The organism is Levilactobacillus mulengensis, assembly GCF_003946045.1.
Taxonomy (GTDB): domain Bacteria; phylum Bacillota; class Bacilli; order Lactobacillales; family Lactobacillaceae; genus Levilactobacillus; species Levilactobacillus mulengensis.
Genome location: NZ_RHNW01000013.1, coordinates 1 through 20,278, shown reverse-complemented (window position 1 = coordinate 20,278; position 20,278 = coordinate 1). Strand labels below are relative to the sequence as shown.

At 53.1% G+C, this 20,278-nt stretch carries 17 protein-coding genes, 18 tRNA genes and 1 riboswitch; of the genes, 4 read left to right on the top strand and 31 right to left on the bottom strand.

Features of this window, described 5'->3' with window-relative positions:
• Window positions 1-120: 120 nt before the first annotated feature.
• The 10 genes from EKM84_RS11000 to lysA all read right to left on the bottom strand — a co-directional run bounded on the left by EKM84_RS11000 (window position 121) and on the right by lysA (window position 11,380).
• The gene (locus EKM84_RS11000) at window positions 121-1,446 is read right to left on the bottom strand and encodes a glycosyltransferase family 2 protein (protein ID WP_125765800.1); all 1,326 of its coding nucleotides are present in this window, start codon (window positions 1,444-1,446) and stop codon (window positions 121-123) included.
• An 8-nt stretch (window positions 1,447-1,454) separates the two neighbouring features.
• The gene (locus EKM84_RS10995; RefSeq protein ID WP_125765799.1) at window positions 1,455-1,988 is read right to left on the bottom strand and encodes a hypothetical protein; all 534 of its coding nucleotides are present in this window, start codon (window positions 1,986-1,988) and stop codon (window positions 1,455-1,457) included.
• Window positions 1,963-2,790 (bottom strand): EAL domain-containing protein, encoded by an 828-nt coding sequence (locus EKM84_RS10990; RefSeq protein ID WP_125765798.1) that lies wholly within the window; start codon window positions 2,788-2,790, stop codon window positions 1,963-1,965. Before EKM84_RS10990 ends, EKM84_RS10995 begins: the two co-directional genes overlap by 26 nt.
• A 516-nt stretch (window positions 2,791-3,306) precedes the next feature.
• Window positions 3,307-4,383, bottom strand: a complete 1,077-nt coding sequence (locus EKM84_RS10985) for an aspartate-semialdehyde dehydrogenase (RefSeq protein ID WP_125765797.1) — start codon at window positions 4,381-4,383, stop codon at window positions 3,307-3,309.
• A gap of 6 nt (window positions 4,384-4,389) precedes the next feature.
• Window positions 4,390-5,598 carry an aminotransferase class I/II-fold pyridoxal phosphate-dependent enzyme gene (locus EKM84_RS10980; protein ID WP_125765796.1) on the bottom strand — a complete coding sequence of 403 codons (1,209 nt, stop codon included), beginning with the start codon at window positions 5,596-5,598 and terminating at the stop codon, window positions 4,390-4,392.
• Window positions 5,599-6,452: 854 nt separating this feature from the next.
• Window positions 6,453-7,226 carry a 4-hydroxy-tetrahydrodipicolinate reductase gene (dapB, locus tag EKM84_RS10975; protein WP_125765795.1) on the bottom strand — a complete coding sequence of 258 codons (774 nt, stop codon included), beginning with the start codon at window positions 7,224-7,226 and terminating at the stop codon, window positions 6,453-6,455.
• Window positions 7,223-8,110 carry a 4-hydroxy-tetrahydrodipicolinate synthase gene (gene dapA, locus EKM84_RS10970; protein ID WP_125765794.1) on the bottom strand — a complete coding sequence of 296 codons (888 nt, stop codon included), beginning with the start codon at window positions 8,108-8,110 and terminating at the stop codon, window positions 7,223-7,225. Before dapA ends, dapB begins: the two co-directional genes overlap by 4 nt.
• A gap of 14 nt (window positions 8,111-8,124) precedes the next feature.
• On the bottom strand, window positions 8,125-9,270 hold the full coding sequence (locus EKM84_RS10965; RefSeq protein ID WP_125765793.1) for an N-acetyldiaminopimelate deacetylase: 1,146 nt from the start codon (window positions 9,268-9,270) through the stop codon (window positions 8,125-8,127).
• A 3-nt stretch (window positions 9,271-9,273) separates the two neighbouring features.
• Entirely contained in the window at window positions 9,274-9,978 is a 705-nt protein-coding gene (dapD, locus tag EKM84_RS10960) for a 2,3,4,5-tetrahydropyridine-2,6-dicarboxylate N-acetyltransferase (RefSeq protein WP_125765792.1), read from the bottom strand.
• Between the two features lie 100 nt (window positions 9,979-10,078).
• On the bottom strand, window positions 10,079-11,380 hold the full coding sequence (gene lysA / locus EKM84_RS10955; protein WP_125765791.1) for a diaminopimelate decarboxylase: 1,302 nt from the start codon (window positions 11,378-11,380) through the stop codon (window positions 10,079-10,081).
• Between the two features lie 88 nt (window positions 11,381-11,468).
• A riboswitch (Lysine riboswitch) is annotated at window positions 11,469-11,651 on the bottom strand.
• A 175-nt stretch (window positions 11,652-11,826) separates the two neighbouring features.
• Between lysA and EKM84_RS10950 the strand changes: the two genes are divergently transcribed.
• Complete coding sequence (locus EKM84_RS10950) at window positions 11,827-13,194, top strand: aspartate kinase (RefSeq protein WP_125765790.1); 1,368 nt, start codon at window positions 11,827-11,829, stop codon at window positions 13,192-13,194.
• Between the two features lie 4 nt (window positions 13,195-13,198).
• Window positions 13,199-14,179: a diaminopimelate epimerase gene (gene dapF, locus EKM84_RS10945; protein WP_125765789.1), complete on the top strand. Its 981-nt coding sequence runs from the start codon at window positions 13,199-13,201 to the stop codon at window positions 14,177-14,179.
• A 99-nt stretch (window positions 14,180-14,278) separates the two neighbouring features.
• Here dapF and EKM84_RS10940 read toward each other — a convergent pair whose 3' ends face one another.
• The 3 genes from EKM84_RS10940 to EKM84_RS10930 form a co-directional block, all read right to left on the bottom strand.
• On the bottom strand, window positions 14,279-15,007 hold the full coding sequence (locus tag EKM84_RS10940) for an adaptor protein MecA (protein ID WP_125765788.1): 729 nt from the start codon (window positions 15,005-15,007) through the stop codon (window positions 14,279-14,281).
• A gap of 139 nt (window positions 15,008-15,146) precedes the next feature.
• Window positions 15,147-15,560, bottom strand: coding sequence for a transcriptional regulator SpxA (gene spxA, locus EKM84_RS10935; RefSeq protein ID WP_125765787.1), 414 nt, complete (start codon window positions 15,558-15,560; stop codon window positions 15,147-15,149).
• A gap of 201 nt (window positions 15,561-15,761) precedes the next feature.
• Window positions 15,762-16,502, bottom strand: coding sequence for an MBL fold metallo-hydrolase (locus tag EKM84_RS10930; RefSeq protein ID WP_125765786.1), 741 nt, complete (start codon window positions 16,500-16,502; stop codon window positions 15,762-15,764).
• Window positions 16,503-16,646: 144 nt separating this feature from the next.
• Between EKM84_RS10930 and EKM84_RS10925 the strand changes: the two genes are divergently transcribed.
• Entirely contained in the window at window positions 16,647-17,150 is a 504-nt protein-coding gene (locus tag EKM84_RS10925) for an antibiotic biosynthesis monooxygenase (protein WP_125765785.1), read from the top strand.
• Between the two features lie 112 nt (window positions 17,151-17,262).
• Window positions 17,263-18,477: a DUF2075 domain-containing protein gene (locus EKM84_RS10920; RefSeq protein WP_125765784.1), complete on the top strand. Its 1,215-nt coding sequence runs from the start codon at window positions 17,263-17,265 to the stop codon at window positions 18,475-18,477.
• A 128-nt stretch (window positions 18,478-18,605) separates the two neighbouring features.
• On the opposite strand, the gene EKM84_RS10915 is transcribed toward EKM84_RS10920, so the two are convergent.
• The 18 genes from EKM84_RS10915 to EKM84_RS10830 all read right to left on the bottom strand — a co-directional run bounded on the left by EKM84_RS10915 (window position 18,606) and on the right by EKM84_RS10830 (window position 20,275).
• Window positions 18,606-18,679: transfer RNA gene (locus EKM84_RS10915), tRNA-Asp, on the bottom strand.
• A 5-nt stretch (window positions 18,680-18,684) separates the two neighbouring features.
• A tRNA-Met gene (locus tag EKM84_RS10910) sits at window positions 18,685-18,758 on the bottom strand.
• 20 nt (window positions 18,759-18,778) lie between these two features.
• Window positions 18,779-18,851: transfer RNA gene (locus EKM84_RS10905), tRNA-Glu, on the bottom strand.
• A gap of 9 nt (window positions 18,852-18,860) precedes the next feature.
• A tRNA-Ser gene (locus EKM84_RS10900) sits at window positions 18,861-18,948 on the bottom strand.
• 4 nt (window positions 18,949-18,952) lie between these two features.
• Window positions 18,953-19,027: transfer RNA gene (locus tag EKM84_RS10895), tRNA-Ile, on the bottom strand.
• Window positions 19,028-19,033: 6 nt separating this feature from the next.
• Window positions 19,034-19,104, bottom strand: a tRNA-Gly gene (locus EKM84_RS10890).
• A 21-nt stretch (window positions 19,105-19,125) separates the two neighbouring features.
• A tRNA-Phe gene (locus tag EKM84_RS10885) sits at window positions 19,126-19,198 on the bottom strand.
• A gap of 53 nt (window positions 19,199-19,251) precedes the next feature.
• Window positions 19,252-19,325, bottom strand: a tRNA-Asp gene (locus tag EKM84_RS10880).
• A 2-nt stretch (window positions 19,326-19,327) separates the two neighbouring features.
• Window positions 19,328-19,401 (bottom strand) — tRNA-Met (locus EKM84_RS10875).
• A gap of 16 nt (window positions 19,402-19,417) precedes the next feature.
• Window positions 19,418-19,507: transfer RNA gene (locus tag EKM84_RS10870), tRNA-Ser, on the bottom strand.
• A 33-nt stretch (window positions 19,508-19,540) separates the two neighbouring features.
• A tRNA-Ile gene (locus EKM84_RS10865) sits at window positions 19,541-19,614 on the bottom strand.
• A gap of 14 nt (window positions 19,615-19,628) precedes the next feature.
• Window positions 19,629-19,702: transfer RNA gene (locus tag EKM84_RS10860), tRNA-Met, on the bottom strand.
• Window positions 19,703-19,730: 28 nt separating this feature from the next.
• Window positions 19,731-19,804: transfer RNA gene (locus EKM84_RS10855), tRNA-Pro, on the bottom strand.
• Window positions 19,805-19,810: 6 nt separating this feature from the next.
• A tRNA-Arg gene (locus EKM84_RS10850) sits at window positions 19,811-19,884 on the bottom strand.
• Between the two features lie 39 nt (window positions 19,885-19,923).
• Window positions 19,924-19,995 (bottom strand) — tRNA-Gly (locus EKM84_RS10845).
• 8 nt (window positions 19,996-20,003) lie between these two features.
• A tRNA-Thr gene (locus EKM84_RS10840) sits at window positions 20,004-20,076 on the bottom strand.
• Window positions 20,077-20,124: 48 nt separating this feature from the next.
• Window positions 20,125-20,197 (bottom strand) — tRNA-Lys (locus tag EKM84_RS10835).
• 5 nt (window positions 20,198-20,202) lie between these two features.
• A tRNA-Val gene (locus EKM84_RS10830) sits at window positions 20,203-20,275 on the bottom strand.
• Between the last annotated feature and the right edge of the window lie 3 nt (window positions 20,276-20,278).

Sequence of the window (20,278 nt, the reverse complement as noted above, 5' to 3'; positions counted from 1 at the left end):
TACCATATTGCTTGGCCCCGACAACCCACCACGTCTTACAAATTTAGTTATACCAAGTGGCGGTGGCTTTACGCAAAAACGAGCCTGGAGTTTCCCCCCCCAGACTCGTTTGTCCCACGCTTATTTTTTCTGCAACGACTTCCGTTTCGGGCTGACCCAGGTTCCCGAGCCAAAGCCCAAAATCGTTTTCAAGGCGGGGATGAACGTCATCACGACCGTAATCGGGTTGACCATCCAGTAAAACAGCATGTACAGCGGTGCAAACAGGATGTACTTGAGCTTGATACCGTGGTGGTCCAACAGTAATGCCGCCAATAGCTGCATAAAGCCGGCGAAAATTTCAAAGGTCACGAAGATAAATGAAATCACGATTCCGTGGATGACCCGCTCGTAGTTGCCGGTAAACAGGAACATCGCCATCGTTGCCAGAAATGACAGCGAGGTCAGCGTGAAGAAAAACGACCACAGAATGGAGAGCGTGGAGTCCACGAACATGGAAATCTGGTAGCGGTGCTGAATCGGATGAAAGACAAATTTCTTAATATTGGTCAGCCAGACCTCGGTGCCCCCCTGCGCCCAGCGTTTCCGCTGCTTGTAGAGATCCCGAATCGTTTCCGGCACGTTCATATGGAAGATCACGTTCGGGGCGAACCGCGGTACGGCACCAATCATCTGGTGGTCCCAGGCGATACTGATATCCTCCGTGGCCCGGTTCTGCCGAAAGCCCCCGACGTCGATCAGAAAGTCCTTCTTATACAGGGTGTTGGCCCCACTGTAGGCGTACATCGAGTCGTTAATGGCCGTCTGACTACGCTTGATGACCCCGACGATACTGGTAAATTCCACCGTCTGCGACTTGCCCAACAGGCTGGAGCGGTTCTGCACGTCCATATTGGCGGTCACGGCGGAGGTGTTCATGTCCCGGTCGCGCATGAAAAAGTTCATATACTTCATCAGCGCGTCGGGCTCGGGAATCGTGTCGGCATCGTCGCTCAGAATGTACTCACCCTTGGCAAAGTACATGCCGATGTTAAAGGCGTGGGCCTTACCCTTATTTTTCAAAATTTCAACGGTCCGCAGCCGCGGATATTTTTCCTGCAAACGGCTAATAATAGCTCCGGTATCGTCGCTGGAGCCATCGTTCATCACCAGCACCTCAAAATTGTCATAGTTCAGCTGGTCAAACAGGTACGTGATGGTTTCTTCAATCATGACCTCTTCGTCATGCGCCGGAATCATAATGGTGATCATGGGCTGCTGATCCACCGGAATATTTTCCCAGTCGTAGTCGCGCTTATTAGTCTTAAAAAAGCGGTACGACAGCGCGCCCGCAAACCAAAAGAACGACCCCACGACCGGATACAGGCAGAGAATCAGTAGAAAAATGTTCAGCAAGGTCTGCCCCAGTGTCGCTTTTAAAATGCTATCAATAAAGACGTTAAACATGGGACCTCCTAGTCATCCAAATCATTTAGATCATGTTTCTCGTACAGGTCGTGAATCTGATCCGTATCGAGATTTTGCTCGGGTTTGACCTGGTAGGTCCGAACGTTGTGGCGAAATTCTTCGTCGCCAAACCGCTCGTCCATGAATTTTTCCAGGGCCGTCTCCCGCTTCTTTTGATTGATGGGGTTAAACGTCGGCCACTGCTCCACGACCCGGTCACGTTTACGGTTTTGAATGATCGTCATCCCCACGGCAAACAGCCAGACCATCACGAAGGCAAACAACAGGATGATCCCAATAAACTTGATTTCAAAGATTCCTTCGTTGTACGACCACAGGTGAGGAATCTTCGGGTCATACGCGGCCCAAAAGGACGTGACCGTAATCACCACGGGCACGATGACGCAGATCCAGCCAAAGATGGCGACCAGCGTTTGCCAAATTTTCAGGCCCCAGTGGCCCTTTTCAAAATAAGCGTCGGTATACAATTGCTGCTTCACTTTGGCGCTATCGTTCTCACTTGTTGCTGACTTTTTGGTCATCCATTGCCTCCTGTGGGTTCGCCGGCCGCCCAAAGCGGTACCCCTGCCGGACCCGAATCCTTAACTGTTCTGCGAGCTGCTCGTCCGCCTCGTCTTCCACCCCCATCAAAATCAATTGAATGTGATTTTCCTGGGACAACCGGTTCCAATATTGCAAATTCAAATCCAACCATACGGAAGGATCTTCCTTTCTGAAGCTCCGCATGGAACACTTGAGCGAATCGACCTGTGGCAAGAGCCACTTCACGTTCTTTAGGTTTTCCAGGCTGGACCCGACGTTATCCACGTCAAAGCGCATGCCATACGCCCGCCCATCCCGAATCCGCTTGAGAAATAACCGCCGATTCAGGCGTCCTTCTTGGCCGTTAGCCGTATACTCGACCGCCAAATTCATCGGCGTGATTTTTGAAATGGCCCAGCGCACAAAGTAATGGAAGTCTGGGCTTAAAATTTGATCGTACTCCAGGTTGATCGACAAGGTGATGTCTTCGCGGGGCAAGGCCTTGAAGGTATCCTCCAATAAAAAGATAACCCGTTGTAAGGGTAATGAATCCAACTTTTGGGGCAACGACCAAGACCCATCGTTGTTGTGCTGTCGCAGCAGACACTCGTACCCGGTGGTCTGACCGCGGAAGTCGACCTGCTTTTGAATGAAGTACCGTAACTCTATTTCCTGATTTTCCAAATAGTTATTCGAATTTTTCCGCGAATACCAAAAATAAATTGCCACCGTGACCACTAAAATCACGGCCGCAACCAGGGTGATCCACAGTAAAACCGACTCTAATTGGGCTAACGACATGCTTTTCGTCCTCACTTTTTGAACCATTCTTAGGCCGTTACGCTTCTGCGCAACGGCCGTCGAAAATGACTACTCGTTTGACTCTGGTGGCGCCTCTCCCCGTCTTTGCGACCGGTAAACGTGCATTTCCAGAGACAGTATCATCACTAATTGCATATTTTGTGGGGCCGAATTCAAGCTCTTTGCCAGAATATGTAACGTCCTGTTAACAATGGATAGTAATAACGGATTATCGACTAATGGATACAAAAAAGCCACCGCCACAAACGCATTCGCGTGTGGTGGTGGCTGCTCGTTGGCCTCGCAGTACCAGGGGTTAACTCGTTTTACCCAAGTGTTTGGGCTTAACCAGTAAACTGTTTTTTCCGTTAGACATTTTGTCCACAAATTTAGTCGATAGGCTATTCAATTAAATCGTTATTCGGTCAAATGCTGTGGTACCGGCTTCTTGTATGTAGCATAATTAACGTCCCACGATTAATTGCTACCTACAATCGACAAACTTTGACCGCTATTTTACTTCGTTGCCGGCACCACCGGATGAACCAGGTCATCGGCAACCAGCCGTTCCGCAATCTGAACCGTATTCCAAGCGGCCCCCTTTAAGAGGTTATCGGACACGACCCACAGGTTGAAAGCCCCCGGATTTTCCAGGTCGGGCCGGATCCGCCCAACGTAGGTGTCGCGCGTCCCGGTCGCGTTGACGGGTTGCGGATAGACTTGATGGGCTGGGTCATCCTGTAACACGGCGCCCGGTGCGTCCGCAATGGCCTGCCGTAATTGGTCGACCGTGGCGGTGGGGTCCCCGGTATCGATCCAAATGGATTCCCCGTGACTGATGGGGACGGGAACCCGGACACAGGTGGCCGTGACCTTGATTTCACTGGCATCCATGTCCCCCAGCATGATCTTCTTCGTTTCGTGAATCATCTTCCACTCTTCATGGGAGTACAGGTTATCCTCCAGCACGTCAATCTGTGGCAACAGATTAAAGGCCAATGGATAATGCTTTTGATCGCCCTTCGTTGGGAAAATGTCCGCGTGCATCTGCTTGCCATCCAGGAAGTCCTGGGCCTCAGTGTACAGCTCATTCAAGGCCGACTGTCCGGCACCGGATGCGGCTTGGTAGGTGGAAACGATGATCTGCTTCAACCCAATGGCCTGGCGAATGGGTTCTAGGGCGACCATCATTTGAATCGTCGAGCAATTTGGGTTGGCAATGATGCCTTGGTGTTGATACAACGCCGATTCGTTCACTTCCGGCACGACCAGCGGAATCTCTGGCACCATCCGAAAGGCACTGGTATTGTCCACGCAGACTGCTCCGCGCTTCACGGCTTCCGGTAGAAATTTCTTCGAGACACTGCCACCGGCCGAGGCCAAAACCAGGTCGACCCCGTCAAATGCAGCGGGCGTGGCTTCTTCAACCGTGACGTCCTGTTCTCTAAATTGTAAGACCTTTCCTGCCGAGCGCGAAGACGCCAATAATTTCACGTTCTTCACCGGAATCGTAGACTGTTCTAACTGTTGAATCAAGCGGGTTCCCACGGCGCCCGTGGCCCCTAAAATTGCAACGACAAATCCTTCACTCATACCCGTTCATCCCTTAATTTTTAATTCAGTTTGCATCTTTTCCGTAAATACCGTCAACCGCGCCATGGCTTCTTGTAGATCCGCCATCGATGACGCGTAGGACAGGCGCACGTAGCCCTCACCACCAGCACCAAACGCACTGCCGGGGGTCACGCCTACCTTGGCTTCTTCGGCCAGTCTCGTCGCAAACGCCACAGAACTCAACCCGAAACTAGCCGGAATCTTAGCAAACGCGTAAAACGCACCGGCCGGCAATGCCGTTTCGTATCCCAGAGCATTTAACTTGGGCACGATGTAGTCACGCCGTTGTTGGTACACCTGCCGCATGTCCTTGGCATCATCGACGCCGTTGGTCAACGCCTCCAACGCCGCATACTGGGCTGGATTCGACGGACTAGTGACCGCAAAACCATGTAGCTTGCTGGCGTTCACCACAAAGTCCTTGGGCCCGACAAAGTAGCCGATTCGATAGCCGGTCATCGCATGGGACTTGGATAGCCCATTGATCAGAATTGTTTGTTCCGGCAACAACTCGGCCATTGAGGTATGCGGCTGACCATAGGTTAATTCCGCATAAATTTCATCGGTTAAGACATACATGGCGTTTTGTTTGATGACGTCCGCCAACTCTTGCAGCTGATCGCGGCTGTACTCGAATCCGGTGGGGTTGCCAGGAAAGTTCAGGACCAACGCCTTCACGTTAGCGGCACCTTCCCGGTCGAGAACGGCCTGCAAATGTTTGCCGGTCAATCGGAACCCATCGGCCGTGGTATCCACCTGAACGGGAATGCCACCGAAAATTTCAATGACCGGCCAATACAGGGCAAAGGTCGGGGTGGCCACCAGAATTTTGTCCCCGGGGTTGATTAAACTACCCAGTGCCGCGAAAATGGCCTCGGTCGCCCCCACGGTCACCACGATTTCAGACGCTGCGTCGTAGCTAACGTGAAACCGTTGTTGCAGGTAGTCGCTGATGGCCACCCGCAGTTCCATGATGCCCCGCTGATCGGAGTAATGGGATTGATTCTCCCGAATGCTCTGAATGGCGGCTGCCTTCACGTGTTCGGGCACGTTGAAGTCGGGTTCCCCCAGTGTCAGCTTAATAATTCCCGGAATCTGCGCAAATTTCTGCGCAAAGAACCGAATCTGAGAAACGCCCATTGGCGCAAGTGTTTGGTTAACAATTGATTTTAGTTTCGAATCCAGTAGCGGCAAATTGGTCACCTCTCCTAACCTTTATGTTTAAAATTGTTTTACTGGCCGTTCCCGGCGGTGGGCTCAAGACGCCCTGCTGTGGGGAACGCTTCCAGCCTGAGAATCGGTCTTCCAGCTCGGGCATCTTGGCCCACCTCTGGTCACTCACATTTGTGCGTGGCAACCATACTGGTGTAGTCGCTCAATTTCCTGTGGTGGCTGCGATTGACGGGTTATGGCTGACACACTTTTCCTTATCTCTACAGTATTTCTGATGGTCATAAACACGTCCACCGATTGCAGGGCGTCATCCGACAACAACCCCAAACACAATTGACGTAGTCCCCCTCCAGAACCCACGACACGGTCACCGGCAAATCTGTTTTAAACCAGCGTCAGCCGCAGGGCCGGTGAAAATGGGCCACGTTGGTGGATACTAGTGACCAGCTGTGTCGATGGCCTTAGTAGCACGACTTTCGCTACTTAGCCCATGGGACAACCTTTGAAATTGATCTTTGGCTCAAAGTTGAGGTGGGGGCCCGGTCCTCAGGCGGAAACTGGCCCCACAGCAGGGAACGGCCAGCCACCGCTTCACGACCCCAGCTTCACCAGTCTGGAGACGCTGAGACCCGCCCATAACCCGCGTCATGGTCACCGGCAAATCTGCTTTAAACCAGTGTCAGCCGCAGGGCCGGTGAAAATGGGCTCAGCCGTGGGAGTTGTCTTAGCGGTTTACCGCTTAGACAACTGCTATCTTTGAGACTCGCTTCCCAGAGGCTCAAAGTAAGTCTGGAGACCGCCCTTCGGCTTCAGACGTGCGCCCACAGCGTCCCGGCCCAGTTTTCACCAGCCCGGAGGCACCATCAACGACAAGTTTAAAGAATATTTTCCAGGCCGATGACCAGGTTCTGACGGTGCATGACCGCGTCGATAGCGATGCGCACGCCGGTCATAAACGATGCCCGGTCCGTCGTGCTCTGCTTGATGGTCAAGGTCTCACCGGCCCCACCAAAGATAACCTCCTCGTCTGCGATAAAGCCCGGCAGCCGCACGGCGTGGATCTTAATCCCGTGGTAATCGCCACCGCGCGCACCCATGGGGTCCTGTTCCTGCGGATTGGTCGCTTCATCATGCCCCTGTTGTTCGTAGATCAGTTTGGCCGTGTTGCGCGCGGTCCCGGACGGTGCGTCCAGCTTATCCGCATGGTGGTATTCCATGATTTCAGCGTGGTCAAAATAGGCCGCGGCCTCCTTAGCAAATTTCATCATCAGAACGGCGGAGACCCCGAAGTTGGCGGCAATGATGCCCCCTAAGCCCTTCGTATCGGCCGCCCGTTGGAGCGCTACCTGCTGGTCCTCGGTCATGCCGCTGGTCCCAATCACTGGTCGGATGCCGTGATCAATCGCAAATTTAGCATTGGCGTAGACGCCACTTGGCAGGCTAAAGTCGATCCAAATGTCAGCCGCTGGTAACTGGGCGAGGTCGTTGGCGACCACCACCGTTGGAGCTAACCGATACGTTGCGGGCGTCAGGTCGGTCACGTGGGGGTTGTACACGCCCACGAGGTTTAAATCGGCCGCCTGCGCAATCATGGCGAGGGTCTTTTGTCCCATCGAGCCGTTGAATCCGGCAACAATTACTGAAATCACGCTTGGGCCTCCTTGGTGCCGAGGGCTGCATAGAGCGCCGACTTTTCCTCAGCGTTGAGTGGCAGAATTGGTAACCGACACGTTCCGACCTCGTAACCCTGGTCGTTTAATACGGCCTTGACCGGTGACGGTGACGGGTACATGAACAGGGCCGCCATCTTGGGCGTCAACTGCCGTTGTAAGGCCCCGGCGGCCTGGACGTTGCCGGCTGCCAGGTCGTCTAACATTTCGCGAATCTGGTCGCCGTAGACGTGGGACGCCACGGAGATCACCCCGTTGCCCCCGACCGCCGTGGCAAATAAGGCCTGGGCATCCTCGCCGCTATAGACCAGGAAGTCTGCCGGTGTGTGTTCGACGATGTACTCGAAATCAGCCATCGTATTGCACTGCTTGACGCCGCCAATGTTGGGGTACTGGGCCAAGTCGACGACGGTTTCCTTGGTCATCAAGACCCCGGTTCGGCCCGGAATGTTGTAGATCATTACGGGAAGTGGCGACGCGTCGGCTACCGTTTGAAAATGCGCGCGCATCCCCCGCTGGTTCGGCTTGTTGTAGTATGGCACCACGACCAGCGCCATGTCGATGCCGGGCACCTGACCCAGCTTCTGGACGAAGTCGACGGTCTCTTGCGTGTTGTTACTGCCGGCACCAGCGATAACGGGCACCCGGCCACCGACCATCTTGCCAAAGCGCGTATAGAGCTCTAATTTTTCCGCTTCGCTCAGCGTAGGCGTTTCCCCAGTGGTCCCGCCAATGACGAAGCCCTTGGTCCCAGTCGCCAGCAGGTGATTGGTCAATTTCTCCAAAGCAACGTAGTTAATGGCGCTCCCATCGGCGGTAAACGGCGTGATGATTGCCGTGAGTAAATCTGCATTTTCAAACATTCTCAATCTCTCCTTCAATGAGCCATTCTGTCAGTTAAGAAGCCCCGCATGGCGGTCACGCCCTTGATGATGGCGCCCTCGTGGGGATTAAAATTAGCGGCGTGAAGCGCGCCCGGACTGTCGACCCCCAACCAGAACATGGTGCCGGGAATCTGATTCAACAAGTAGCCAAAGTCCTCGCCGGTCATGGCTGGCGGGGTCTCCTGAAAGTCCACGTCGGCGGCCCGTTGCATGTACTGGATGAAGTTGGCCGTTAATTGCGGGTCATTTTCCACGGGGTAGTAGCCGCCCTGATTAAACGCCACGTCGATCTGCGCATTGTAGGTCTGGGCAACGCCGGCAGCAATCTCACTCACGCGCTGCCGAATAAAGAGGATCATGTCCTGGGTCAGCCCACGAATCGTGCCTTCCAGCCGCGCCTCTCCCGCAATCACGTTGCGAATCGACCCCGCGGTCATTTTGCCAAAGGTCACCACGCCACATGCGGTGGGATCAATGTTACGGGCAACGATCGTTTGAATCTGGGTAATGAAGCTGGCTGCAATCACGACCGCATCGTTGGCCCGGTGGGGAAAGGCCGCGTGGCCGCTGGTGCCATGAATCGTCACGTTGACCTCGCTGGTCCCGGCAAATAACGTGCCGAGGCGACAGCCAATCGTGCCGGTGGGCAGGTCGGCGTTGTCATGTAAGCCGTAGAATTCATCGATGTGCCACGCCCCGGTGAACAGCCCCAGGTCATACGCCTGCTTCCCACCACTCTCGCTCTCTTCGGCGGGTTGGAAGAAGAAAATCAGGTTATCTTGCGGTTGATTCTCGGCAAAGTAGCTGAGGAGGCCCAGTGCCACGGTCATATGAATGTCGTGACCACAGGCGTGCATCACGCCCGAATGGGTCGAATGAAACGGACAACTGGCCGTCTCGTCGACGGGCAAGGCATCGATGTCGGCTCGGTAGCCAATCGTGCGTTGCGGCTGACTTCCCGCGACCTTGACCAGCAAGGCCGTTGGGAGCTCGCTGGGTTCGCGCACCGTCAACCAAGTCGCTGGCAGCTGCTCGACCACCGCTTTCAAATAGGCGTGCGTGGCCGTTTCGTGAAGCGCCAGCTCCGGTATCTGGTGAAGGTGGCGACGAATCTGAATGAGTTCCGCTTCCGTTAGCATGATTTACAACTCCCTCAAGGTTTCTTCGATATGGGTCTTGTCGGTCGTCTGTTGGTCTTTGATTTTGATCACGCGCGCCGGTACACCAGCGACCACGGCATTCGGCGCAACGTCCTTGGTGACCACGGCACCGGCGCCGACCACGGCATTGTCACCGACCTGCACGCCTTCTAAAACGACCGCGTTAGCGCCGACCGTGACGTTGTTTCCGATGCGGACGGGCGTCGCGGACGCGGGTTCCACCACGCCGGCTAGTACGGCATTCGCTCCGATGTGGGCGTTGGTTCCTACCGTGGCGCGGCCGCCAAGCACGGCGCCCATGTCGATCATGGTGCCGGCCCCAATCTCTGCACCGATATTGATGATGGCCCCCATCATGACGACCGCGTGATCACCAATCGTGACCTGATCACGGATGATCGCCCCCGGCTCAATGCGGGCGTTGGTCGTGGCCGTATCCAGTAATGGCACGGCCGAGTTACGGGCGGTCACCTCGAGGTGGTACGTTTCTTCCGACCGGCCAACCAAGAGTGGCGCCACGTCACGATAATCCCCAATTAACAGGGTAAACTCGGGAGCGGCAAAGCGTTGCACGCTGTCAGGAACCTTATCGGCTGGAATATTTTCTTGCACGTAAGCTTTCACGGGCGTTACCTTTTCGGCGGTGCCAATGTAGGTGATAATTTCTTCAGCAGTCATCTTTTTCATCAATTTTCCTCCTATATAATAAGCACCCGGTGCCAGCCGAGTTTGCGCTGGCCGATTCTCTCATTTTTAAAATTCAGCCGTTCTCATCCGCATGTCCGTTTTATAAATAACTTTCATCTAATCGTGTCAGATCCGCGTAAGTCTCGCGGCGAACCACGACCTTGGCCTGGCCATTTTCAACGAAGACGACCGCGGGCCGCGGGTTGCGGTTATAGTTGGACGCCATCGAGTAGCCGTAAGCGCCGGTATCCAGCATGGCAATCAAATCGCCGGGTTCCGTGCGGGGCAGCTTGGCTTGGTCAACCAGAATGTCGCCGGACTCACAATACTTTCCGGCCAGATGGACGGTTTCCTGTTGCGGGGCGTTGAGCTTGTTGGCCACCACCGCCTCGTATTGCGCCTGGTACAGCGCCGGTCGAATGTTATCGCCCATTCCCCCATCAACACTCAGATAGGAGGTCAGGTTGGGAATGTCCTTGCGTGACCCGACCGTGTACAGATTGTAGCCGGCGGGACCCACGATGGACCGGCCCGGTTCGATCCAAATCTCGGGAAGGTCCAGGTTAGCTTCCGCCGCATTGGCCTTCAGGGTGGCCGCAATGTGTTGAATGAAGACGTCCGGCCCAATGGCTTCGTCGGCGGCCGTGTAGGTAATGCCAAAACCACCGCCGAGGTTCAGGATTTGCGGTACGAAGTCGAAATCATCGCGCCACTCGGCGGCAATGCTGACCAACTTTTGGACCAACATTTCAAAGCCGGCGACCCCAAAGATCTGTGAACCGATGTGGGCGTGAATCCCGATCAGGTGCATCTGCGGCACCGCCAGGACTTCCTGCAGGGCCCGGGTGGCTTGCCCGGAGGCGACGTCGAAGCCAAATTTGCTATCGACCTGACCGGTTTGCGTGTAGCGGTGGGTATGGGCGGAGATGCCCGGTGTCAGCCGCAACATCACGTTGACGCTGGCTCCCTTGACCGCGAGGACTTCCTTGAGCAACTGAATTTCGTGGAAGTTGTCTAGGATGATGACGCCAACGCCGTGGTCCACTGCCATGGTCAGCTCGGCCACCGACTTGTTATTGCCGTGGAAGCTAAGGCGTTCGGCCGGGAAGCCGGCTTGTAACGCGGTGTACAGCTCGCCGCCGGAGACAACATCGGCGTGGAGGCCCTCTTCCTTAATGACCTGATACATGGCCACGGTCGCGAAGGCCTTGCTGGCATAACTAATTTGATAACGAAGCCCGCTCTGGTCAAAGCTTTCCCGGAAGTCCTGAATCTGTTGGCGAATGTTGCCGACATCGTAAACCACTAGTGGCGTGCCGAAGTCTCGTGCGAGTTGCGTGGCATCCACCCCACCTAACAACAGATGTCCTTGTTCATTGGCTTGTAAATCACGACTAATCATCTCTCAACCACCCTTTCGTTACGGGACAAAAAAAGGATCTCTTTGCTTACAAACAAAGAGATCCCAGAAATTTGCATTCTGCATCGTATTCGTCGTAAGCGCCCCGTAGCAGACATTTTTGCTACGACAGTCCGCGTCTTATTCAAACCACGTCCCAGCTAATCAGCCGCTGAATCGACTGACGCTTCGGCAACCGCCCCTTTCCACAAGTTCCTGGTCCATTCAGGGACTCCCTTGCGTACTGATGTTGGTTGCAACCTCTTATTTGATGTTGCTATTAGATTAAAGCAATTCTCATAATCCGTCAAGCCTTCTGACACAAATTCACAATGTTTTCTAACTTTACGAACTGGATTCAGAAAGTTTCGCTTGATTTAATCCGGAAAACTGCTAAAGTTGCCATTAAAAATAAATGTGAGTTTCAAACTAACTTTGAGGTGATTTTTGTGAAAGTCGTTAAGTTTGGTGGTAGTTCACTGGCCACCGGCGAACAATTTGATAAGGTCGTTAACATTATTCGCGCGGACCCAGAGCGTCAGGTCATCGTGACCTCGGCTCCTGGCAAACGGGATAAAGCGGACGTCAAAGTGACGGATCTGCTGATTCAATATGCCCAGCAGGTCCTGGCCCAACAGGACTTTTCAACCACGGTGGCCCAGATTACGACCCGCTACCGGGAAATCAGTGACCACTTTGAGCTACCGGCCGCAACGCTCCAAACCATCACCCACAAGCTGGGCGCTTTAGCCACCACAACTTTTACGGACGATGACCACCTGATGGCGGCTTTCAAAGCCCACGGTGAATTGCTCAACGCCATTTTACTGGCGGATGTGTTGAATGAACAAGGCATCCCCGCCAAATTTTTAGACCCCCGCGCAGCCGGTTTTCTGGTCGATGGGGAACCCAATAACGCGGACGTTTTAGATGAAACTTATCTTAATTTAAGTCATCTTTCACTAAGTGCCACCCGCATCGTCTTCCCCGGTTTCTTCGGCTACAGTCCCAGCGGCGACATCTACACCTTCACTCGTGGCGGTTCCGACATCACGGGCGCCATTTTGAGTCGCGGTCTCAAGGCCGACCTCTATGAAAATTTCACGGACGTCGACGCCATCTACACCGTCGATAACCATATCGTGCCGCACCCGGCCGTCATCTCCAAGATGTCCTACCGGGAAATGCGTGAACTGTCCTACGCCGGTTTCTCTGTCTTCCAAGATGAGGCCATTATCCCGGCCGTCCAGGGCCAGGTTCCGGTCAATGTTAAAAATACCAACAACCCCACGGCGCCGGGCACGCTGATTGTGCCGGAACAATTTCTCTTCAATCCCGCTAATCCGATTACCGGGATTGCCTGTTCCGACCGGTTCTCTGCGTTGTACCTGCACCGCTACCTGTTGAACAAGGAGGTCGGCTTCACCCTGAAGCTGCTCGAAATTTTCCAGCAGTATGGTATTTCCTATGAACATATGCCATCCGGAATCGACGACCTCACGATTATCTTCGACCAAAGTAAATTGGATTCGGCGACCATCAAGGCCCTTTGCCATGATATTCGTGAAACATTAAAACCCGATTACTTGGAGTGGATCGACGATTACGCCATCATCATGGTCGTCGGCGAGGGGATTGCCCACACCGTCGACACCATGGGCAAGGTGATCGATTCTCTGACCCAGCACGGCATCGCCATTCAAATGATCAACCAGGGTGCCTCACGCATCTCCATCATGATCGGCACCCAGCGCAAGGACGCGGCCGCCGCGGTCCATCACATCTATGACACCTTTTTCGTAAAAAGTGAGGTATAAATCAATGACAACTTTAATCAAGGCCCACGGGTCCGAAAATCAATTCTTCTTGCTCGACCAAACCACCCTCACCACGCCCCTAACTGATGCGGAGCTGACACAACTGGCCATTCGCCTCTGTTCGCCCGTCACCGGCGTCGACAACGGTGCGGACGGGCTCCTGGTCATCAGCGACATCCCGGAACCGGACTGTGCCGGCCAGATGCGCGTCATCAATGCTGATGGCAGCGAAGCCAAGATGTGTGGTAACGGCCTGCGAACCGTAAGCCGGTATTTAGCAGAAAAGACGGGTCAGACAGCCTTCAAGGTCGCCACCCTGGAAGCCAATTTGCCAGTCCACCAAGCGCCCAGTCTAGCCGAAAATGTCCCGGCCTTCAGCGTTCAAATTGCGCCGATTTCCTTGGCGGCGGCCGACCTACCGTTCCATTATCAGGACTTAACCACCATGGTCGATGAACCCGTACCGGAATTCATCCCCGGCCAAACGTTCACGGCCATTGCCGTGCCAAACCCACACCTGATTAGTTTCGTGGACCACATTGACGCCGCGCAACTCGGCAAGCTGGGTGAACGCCTAAACGCGGCAAACCCCTACTTCACGGAGGGCGTCAACGTGAGCTTCGCTGAGATTCGGGGCACCAATACCCTCTTCGTCCAAACGTACGAACGTGGCGTCGGCTTCACGAACGCCTGTGGTACGGGCATGTCCGCCACCAGTTTGGCCTTTGCCCAGCTCCACCCCGACCAATTTGACGCGCAACAGGACATCACCGTCTTCAATCCCGGTGGTCTGGTCAAGACGCACGTCACGCTGGCCCAGTCGGCAGCAGCCAGCCAGATTCAGTTGATTGGCAACGCCACCTTCACGGCCACCCTCACCATCGCCGAGGCCGACCTCCACCAGGCCAACTTACAAAACGTGACGCTCACGCCCACGGGAGAAGAAGCCGCCTACCAGGAATTTGTGGCGGCGGTCACGGCATAAAGTAAATTGTTAGACAAAATGAGCCTGGGACAGAACCCCAGACTCATTTTTTACGCAAATAAAAAGACGAAACACCGTTAACCAGTGTCTCGCCTAATTTTAATCAGTTAAAAAGTGAAATCTTGTGAGCTCCAAGGCAGAATTTTCCATGATCAATTGACCATGTTCCGCCAAGACATCAGGAGCGACCTTGGTTCGATCCGCGTACTCGCACGCCACGGCCAATTCGTCCTTGATGGACTCTGGTGAGGTCTCATTCGTGAAGAAGACCAGTTCCAAATAGAAGTCGCCACTGTACCGGTAAAGGTTCGTGGCCGCATTTTCTAAATGCAACACCCGTGCCAGACTAATCATATCTTCAAAGGAGTGTAGCTTAACCACGCGGGTCGCCGTTGGTTGACCCTTGTCGCTTAAGTAGTCCTCGATATCATTGGAGTCATTGGCAGTCGCAGACTTAAACCCAGAGAAGAAATCCTTCTGGTCGTCCGTCGCTGACAGGTGTTCCTTAATTTGATCCGATACTTGATCGGGGTGAGCACTATCGACACTCGCGTCGCCTTGATTATCATCGATGGTCGCGTCGTCTTCGTCCACATTCTTACTGATAAACAACTCCAGACCATTACGGTTCGGTAGTACCTGGAAGGTTACCGCTTCGTTGTCTTGAAATTGGTGATCAACGTCGACCTCTTCCAAAATGCTGTAAAAGAAGCCTTCGATTTGCTTGTGATTACCGAGCAGATCCAGGACGGTGATCCCCCGTTCGCTGAGATCATCATTGCCGATAACCACCCGAATCGTGTTCTCATTGATTCGTTCCGATTCCATGAATAACACCCCTTTCTCGTGGGTTTGGGTATTGTCCTTGATTCTAATTCTAGTCATTTTTGCCGGCTTGTAAAGTCATCATACCAAAAAACCGGACTGCAAGTAACATTTTCTCACAAATCCGGTCAGATGCAACTAATTAAGCTTCATTTACGCCATTTACTAGTCGTTGGGCCCGCTTGAGCTCAAGTGCCCGAACTTGTCTTGGCAGAAACCGGCGAATTTCTTCTTCGTTGAAACCAACCTGCAGACGTTTCTCATCGACCATGATTGGCCGCCGCAGAATGCCAGGATGGGCCTGAATCAATTGGTAAAGCTCACGTAAAGGTAGATCGTCCAGATCGACGGTCAATTCCTGGTAAACCCGCGAGCGCTTGGACACAATTTCTTCGGTGCCATCCTCGGTCAACCGCAAGATTGATTTAATCTGTGCAATCGTCAAGGGCTCGGAGAAGATATTCTGTTCGCGGTACGCGATACCGTGTTCTTCAAACCAAAGACGGGCTTTGCGACAAGAGGTACAACTGGGTGAGGTGTAGAGCGTAACTGTCATAATCTTTTCCTCCTTAACGGTCTATAAAAGTTTTAATAGCTTCATTATACAGACTTTTACAAAAAAGGAAAGACCTTTTTGAAAATAACTTTATTAACAATTTTATACTAGTTGTCTACTAAATGGCTAATACGTGTTCAAATACCACAGTTGTGTCGATTAATCAATTGAGGACTATTTATTTTTATCGAATAAAAATCATTAGATATTATAAATGGAACCTGCTGAGACAACGCTAACTTTGGTGGTCCCCCCAGCAGCCGCCTGTGCTTCGGCTGCCAATTGCTGGAGATCCCCCGTCTGTGGCAAATGCGTCAACAAGAGTCGTTTAACCACCGCCTGCCGAGCCAAATCGCCTGCCTGAGTGGACGTCAAGTGCCAAGCCGTTCCCTGATGGTCGGCGAAAAAGTTGGTGTCTGCCAATAAAACATCCACGCCGGTTGCCCACTCCGCCAGTCCGTCAAAGGCAGCCGTGTCCGCCGTGAAGGCCAGCGTGGCCCCCGTAGCTGTCTCCGTGATGCGTGGGGCGTACGCCGGTACTGGATGATGCGTGGGTAAGAAATCAATCGTAAAGGGCCCTAAATGGAGCGTTTCAGCCGGGTTATAGGCCTGACCAACCGTGGCATTGGGCCAGGTAAGACTACCGAAGTTCAGCGGATCCGCCGTGTGCCCATAAATTGGCAAAACGGGTTCGGCCCGGGGACCCTGCTTCAACTGCCAGAGGTACTGTAACACACCCACATCAGCCGTGTGGTCGTGATGGTAATGCGTCAATAACACGGCGTTCAACTGTAAGGGATCCAAGACCTTCTCCAAGGCAATCAACGCCCCGCTTCCGCAATCCAACAACAAGTTAAATTCGCCGCTGGTCAGTAAATAACTGCTGGTTCCCACACCGTTGTGGGGATACCCACCGTAACACCCTAGAACTGTTAATTTCATCCAATCATCCTCTCATACGAATCATCGCGTTGCACCAACGCTACTTATTTCTAGTTTAGCGCGCTGACCGCAGAGTGTAAACGTTTCGCTTTTGTTCAGAAGAACCTTATAATAAAGGTAACAAACCAGTCAGGAGGGATGAGCATGCTTCATCAAGTATCAGCAACTTTTGGGAGTCGGGATATGTTAGATGGTATCATTGCGCAAAATCCAGACCGTCAGTTGGTTTTAATGGCTGATTCCGGTGGCGACGAGGGCTTACAGCTAGTCGACGTCTCCGGCCAACCTAGTGTGTTTAAGAGCAATCTGGACTATCAGGTTCAGCTCCATCAAGGAAGTCAGCAGTGGCAAGGGTTCTTTAATTTTAACTACTTCACCCTGGACCCGGATGCTGCCAAGGTCTTCAACGCCAAGGCTAACCGCTTTGCCAGCAACGGTTTACCGAGCGGCATGACAGCATTCTACGTCTTGACGAAGCAAAAGAGTGCCAACGAGTACGTCCTACTGACCATTTGGGCCGACAGTCAGGCCTACTCTCTCTGGCGCCACTCACCGGCCTTCGCGCCATTTGACGTGTACAGTACCAGCGCCAACCATTTCCACGCCGCATCGTATCAACAAGTAAAGGCGGAAAAGGATCAGCATTAGCCATTATCAGGATAAACAACCTAACGCACCATGGGCCAATTAGCATGGTCTGACGGTGCGTTATTTTTTGCGTTACAATAGGACTATTCTGTTTCAGAAAGGCAGCGATTATTTGACCCTCTCAGCATCTAACGCAGCGACGGACAAGATTTCGCCGTTGCTGCCCCTCACCACCGAACAGGCCGAGCTGGTCGAACGGGTATTCACCTTCACCACGACGCACGTAACTGGTGAGGGTCCAGCTATGTTCACCATCTATGGCGACGCCGGTACAGGAAAAAGTGTTGTCTTAGCGCACCTCTTCGCGGCCATTCAAGCAGCCGCCCGGACCGACGCAACCAGCCCACTGGCTGACACCGAAAATTATTTCCTCGTCAATCATCCGGAAATTCTCAAAGTCTACCGGGAAATTGCTGGACAGCAACCCCACCTGTTCAAAAAGGACTTCCAACGACCCACGACGTTAATCAATCAGATTAGCCAGGGAAAGAAGCACGCGGACGTCCTAGTCATCGACGAGGCCCATCTCCTTCTCTCACAGGCGGACCACTACAACAATTTTTACGGCAACAATCAGTTAACTGCCCTAATGGCTACGGCCAAGGTCATCATTTTAGTCTTTGACGAGACCCAGGTCCTACGACTAAAGAGTTTCTGGACGGAACGCCGCCTAGAAACTCTCCTGGCCCCTTATCCGCATGAGACGATCCGCCTAACGCACCAATTCCGTATGCAGGCAAGTGACGCACTGATTTCATGGATCAATGACTTCACCCATCAGCGGCTAAGACCCTTACCCACTTCCGCCGGCAAACATTACGATTTACGCGTCTTCACGGACGCCGAGCAGATGCGCCAAGCCATTGTCCAGCGAAACCAAGCCGTGGGGCTCTCACGTATCGTCTCGACATCTGGCTACCCGTCAACTCTAGATGGTGGCAAGCATTATATTACGGAAGGCAAGTTTCACCTCCCCTGGGACCAGTACAACTATACCAGTACGCCCTGGGCGGAGTTACCGCAGACCATCAATGAAGTGGGCTCTATCTATACCTGTCAGGGCTTTGACCTGAACTACGTAGGCGTGATTCTCGGTCCACCGGTCAAGCTGGACGACCACAATCACTTGGTCATCGACCTGGACCAGTATACAGACGTGGAAGCCTTTAAACACCGAGCAGACTTAACGGACCCTCATGAGTTAACTCTGATTAAGCAGCAATTAGTCCTTAACTCCATCAACGTCTTAATGAAGCGTGGCGTACAGGGACTCTACATCTACGCCCATGACCCACGCTTGCGGGACTACCTCGCTACTAACGACTAATACGAACAAAGGGACTCACCAACGCGCAGGCCAATGCCTACAACGCTGGTGAGTCCCTTTGGGTTAACAGGTCAAGTTGTCATCTAGATATCAAAAAAGCCTTCCCCAACAAGGAAGACTTTAACTGACGGTCCGTACGAGACTCGAACTCGTGATCTCCTCCGTGACAGGGAGGCGTCCTAACCAACTAGACCAACGAACCAACAATTGCGGGAGCAGGGTTTGAACCTGCGACCTTCGGGTTATGAGCCCGACGAGCTACCAGACTGCTCCATCCCGCGATAATATTAAATTGTGAAAATGACCCGTACGGGATTCGAACCCATGTTACCGCCGTGAAAGGGCGGTGTCTTAAACCACTTGACCAACGGGTCATAACTAAACGGAGAAGGAGAGATTCGAACTCTCGCGCCGCTTCCGCGACCTATACCCTTAGCAGGGGCACCTCTTCAGCCACTTGAGTACTTCTCCATAATGGGCCTAAATGGACTCGAACCATCGACCTCACGCTTATCAGGCGTGCGCTCTAAACCAGCTGAGCTATAGGCCCATATAAAGCGGGTAACGAGAATCGAACTCGCGACAACAGCTTGGAAGGCTGTGGTTTTACCACTAAACTATACCCGCAATATGGTGAGATATAATCAATGGCGCGGGACGGAATCGAACCGCCGACACATGGAGCTTCAATCCATTGCTCTACCGACTGAGCTACCGAGCCATTAAACCATTTAGAAATTATGGATACCGTATTCGGGCGACCAAACACGGTAACGGTCCGTACGAGACTCGAACTCGTGATCTCCTCCGTGACAGGGAGGCGTCCTAACCAACTAGACCAACGAACCAATTGCGGGAGCAGGGTTTGAACCTGCGACCTTCGGGTTATGAGCCCGACGAGCTACCAGACTGCTCCATCCCGCGATAATATTAAGGTAAAAGGAGGATGAGAGATTCGAACTCTCGCGTGATTTTACTCACCTGACGGTTTTCAAGACCGTTCCCTTCAGCCAGACTTGGGTAATCCTCCATAATAAAACACCATACAAGTGCCCTCTGGTGATGGACCTTGTAGGACTCGAACCTACGACCGAACGGTTATGAGCCGTTTGCTCTAACCAACTGAGCTAAAGGTCCAGTTCAAGTCTTAATCGCGGCGGGGGGGATCGAACCCTCGACCTCTCGGGTATGAACCGAACGCTCTAGCCAGCTGAGCTACACCGCGAAGTGTTAAATAAAATATATTTATTTAATCGGGAAGACAGGATTCGAACCTGCGACCCCCTGGTCCCAAACCAGGTGCTCTACCAAGCTGAGCTACTTCCCGTTAAAATGCACCCAGTAGGAGTCGAACCTACAACCTTCTGATTCGTAGTCAGACACTCTATCCAATTGCGCTATGGGTGCAAAATATCTAATTGTGATGCTTAATACCTCTCGGTATTAAGCGGAAGACGGGATTCGAACCCGCGACCCCCACCATGGCAAGGTGATGTTCTACCACTGAACTACTTCCGCAAAATTAATGCCGACTAGAAGATTCGAACTTCCGACCCCCTGTTTACAAGACAGGTGCTCTACCAACTGAGCTAAGTCGGCATAGTCAGTATCATTGTGTATCTAATTTACTCACCGCCCGAAGGCGAATGAGCCGTGACAGGCTCGAACTGTCGACCCTCTGATTAAAAGTCAGATGCTCTACCAACTGAGCTAACGGCTCATATATGGAGGATACAGGGCTCGAACCTGTGACCCTCTGCTTGTAAGGCAGACGCTCTCCCAACTGAGCTAATCCTCCAAA

Excerpts from the sequence above, each read along its gene's own strand:
- EKM84_RS11000 (WP_125765800.1), bottom strand. The coding sequence starts at position 1,446 with ATGTTTAACGTCTTTATTGATAGCATTTTAAAAGCGACACTGGGGCAG.
- EKM84_RS10995 (WP_125765799.1), bottom strand. The coding sequence starts at position 1,988 with ATGACCAAAAAGTCAGCAACAAGTGAGAACGATAGCGCCAAAGTGAAG.
- EKM84_RS10990 (WP_125765798.1), bottom strand. The coding sequence starts at position 2,790 with ATGTCGTTAGCCCAATTAGAGTCGGTTTTACTGTGGATCACCCTGGTT.
- EKM84_RS10985 (WP_125765797.1), bottom strand. The coding sequence starts at position 4,383 with ATGAGTGAAGGATTTGTCGTTGCAATTTTAGGGGCCACGGGCGCCGTG.
- dapA (WP_125765794.1), bottom strand. The coding sequence starts at position 8,110 with ATGTTTGAAAATGCAGATTTACTCACGGCAATCATCACGCCGTTTACC.
- EKM84_RS10965 (WP_125765793.1), bottom strand. The coding sequence starts at position 9,270 with ATGCTAACGGAAGCGGAACTCATTCAGATTCGTCGCCACCTTCACCAG.
- dapD (WP_125765792.1), bottom strand. The coding sequence starts at position 9,978 with ATGAAAAAGATGACTGCTGAAGAAATTATCACCTACATTGGCACCGCC.
- lysA (WP_125765791.1), bottom strand. The coding sequence starts at position 11,380 with ATGATTAGTCGTGATTTACAAGCCAATGAACAAGGACATCTGTTGTTA.
- dapF (WP_125765789.1), top strand. The coding sequence starts at position 13,199 with ATGACAACTTTAATCAAGGCCCACGGGTCCGAAAATCAATTCTTCTTG.
- EKM84_RS10940 (WP_125765788.1), bottom strand. The coding sequence starts at position 15,007 with ATGGAATCGGAACGAATCAATGAGAACACGATTCGGGTGGTTATCGGC.
- spxA (WP_125765787.1), bottom strand. The coding sequence starts at position 15,560 with ATGACAGTTACGCTCTACACCTCACCCAGTTGTACCTCTTGTCGCAAA.
- EKM84_RS10930 (WP_125765786.1), bottom strand. The coding sequence starts at position 16,502 with ATGAAATTAACAGTTCTAGGGTGTTACGGTGGGTATCCCCACAACGGT.
- EKM84_RS10925 (WP_125765785.1), top strand. The coding sequence starts at position 16,647 with ATGCTTCATCAAGTATCAGCAACTTTTGGGAGTCGGGATATGTTAGAT.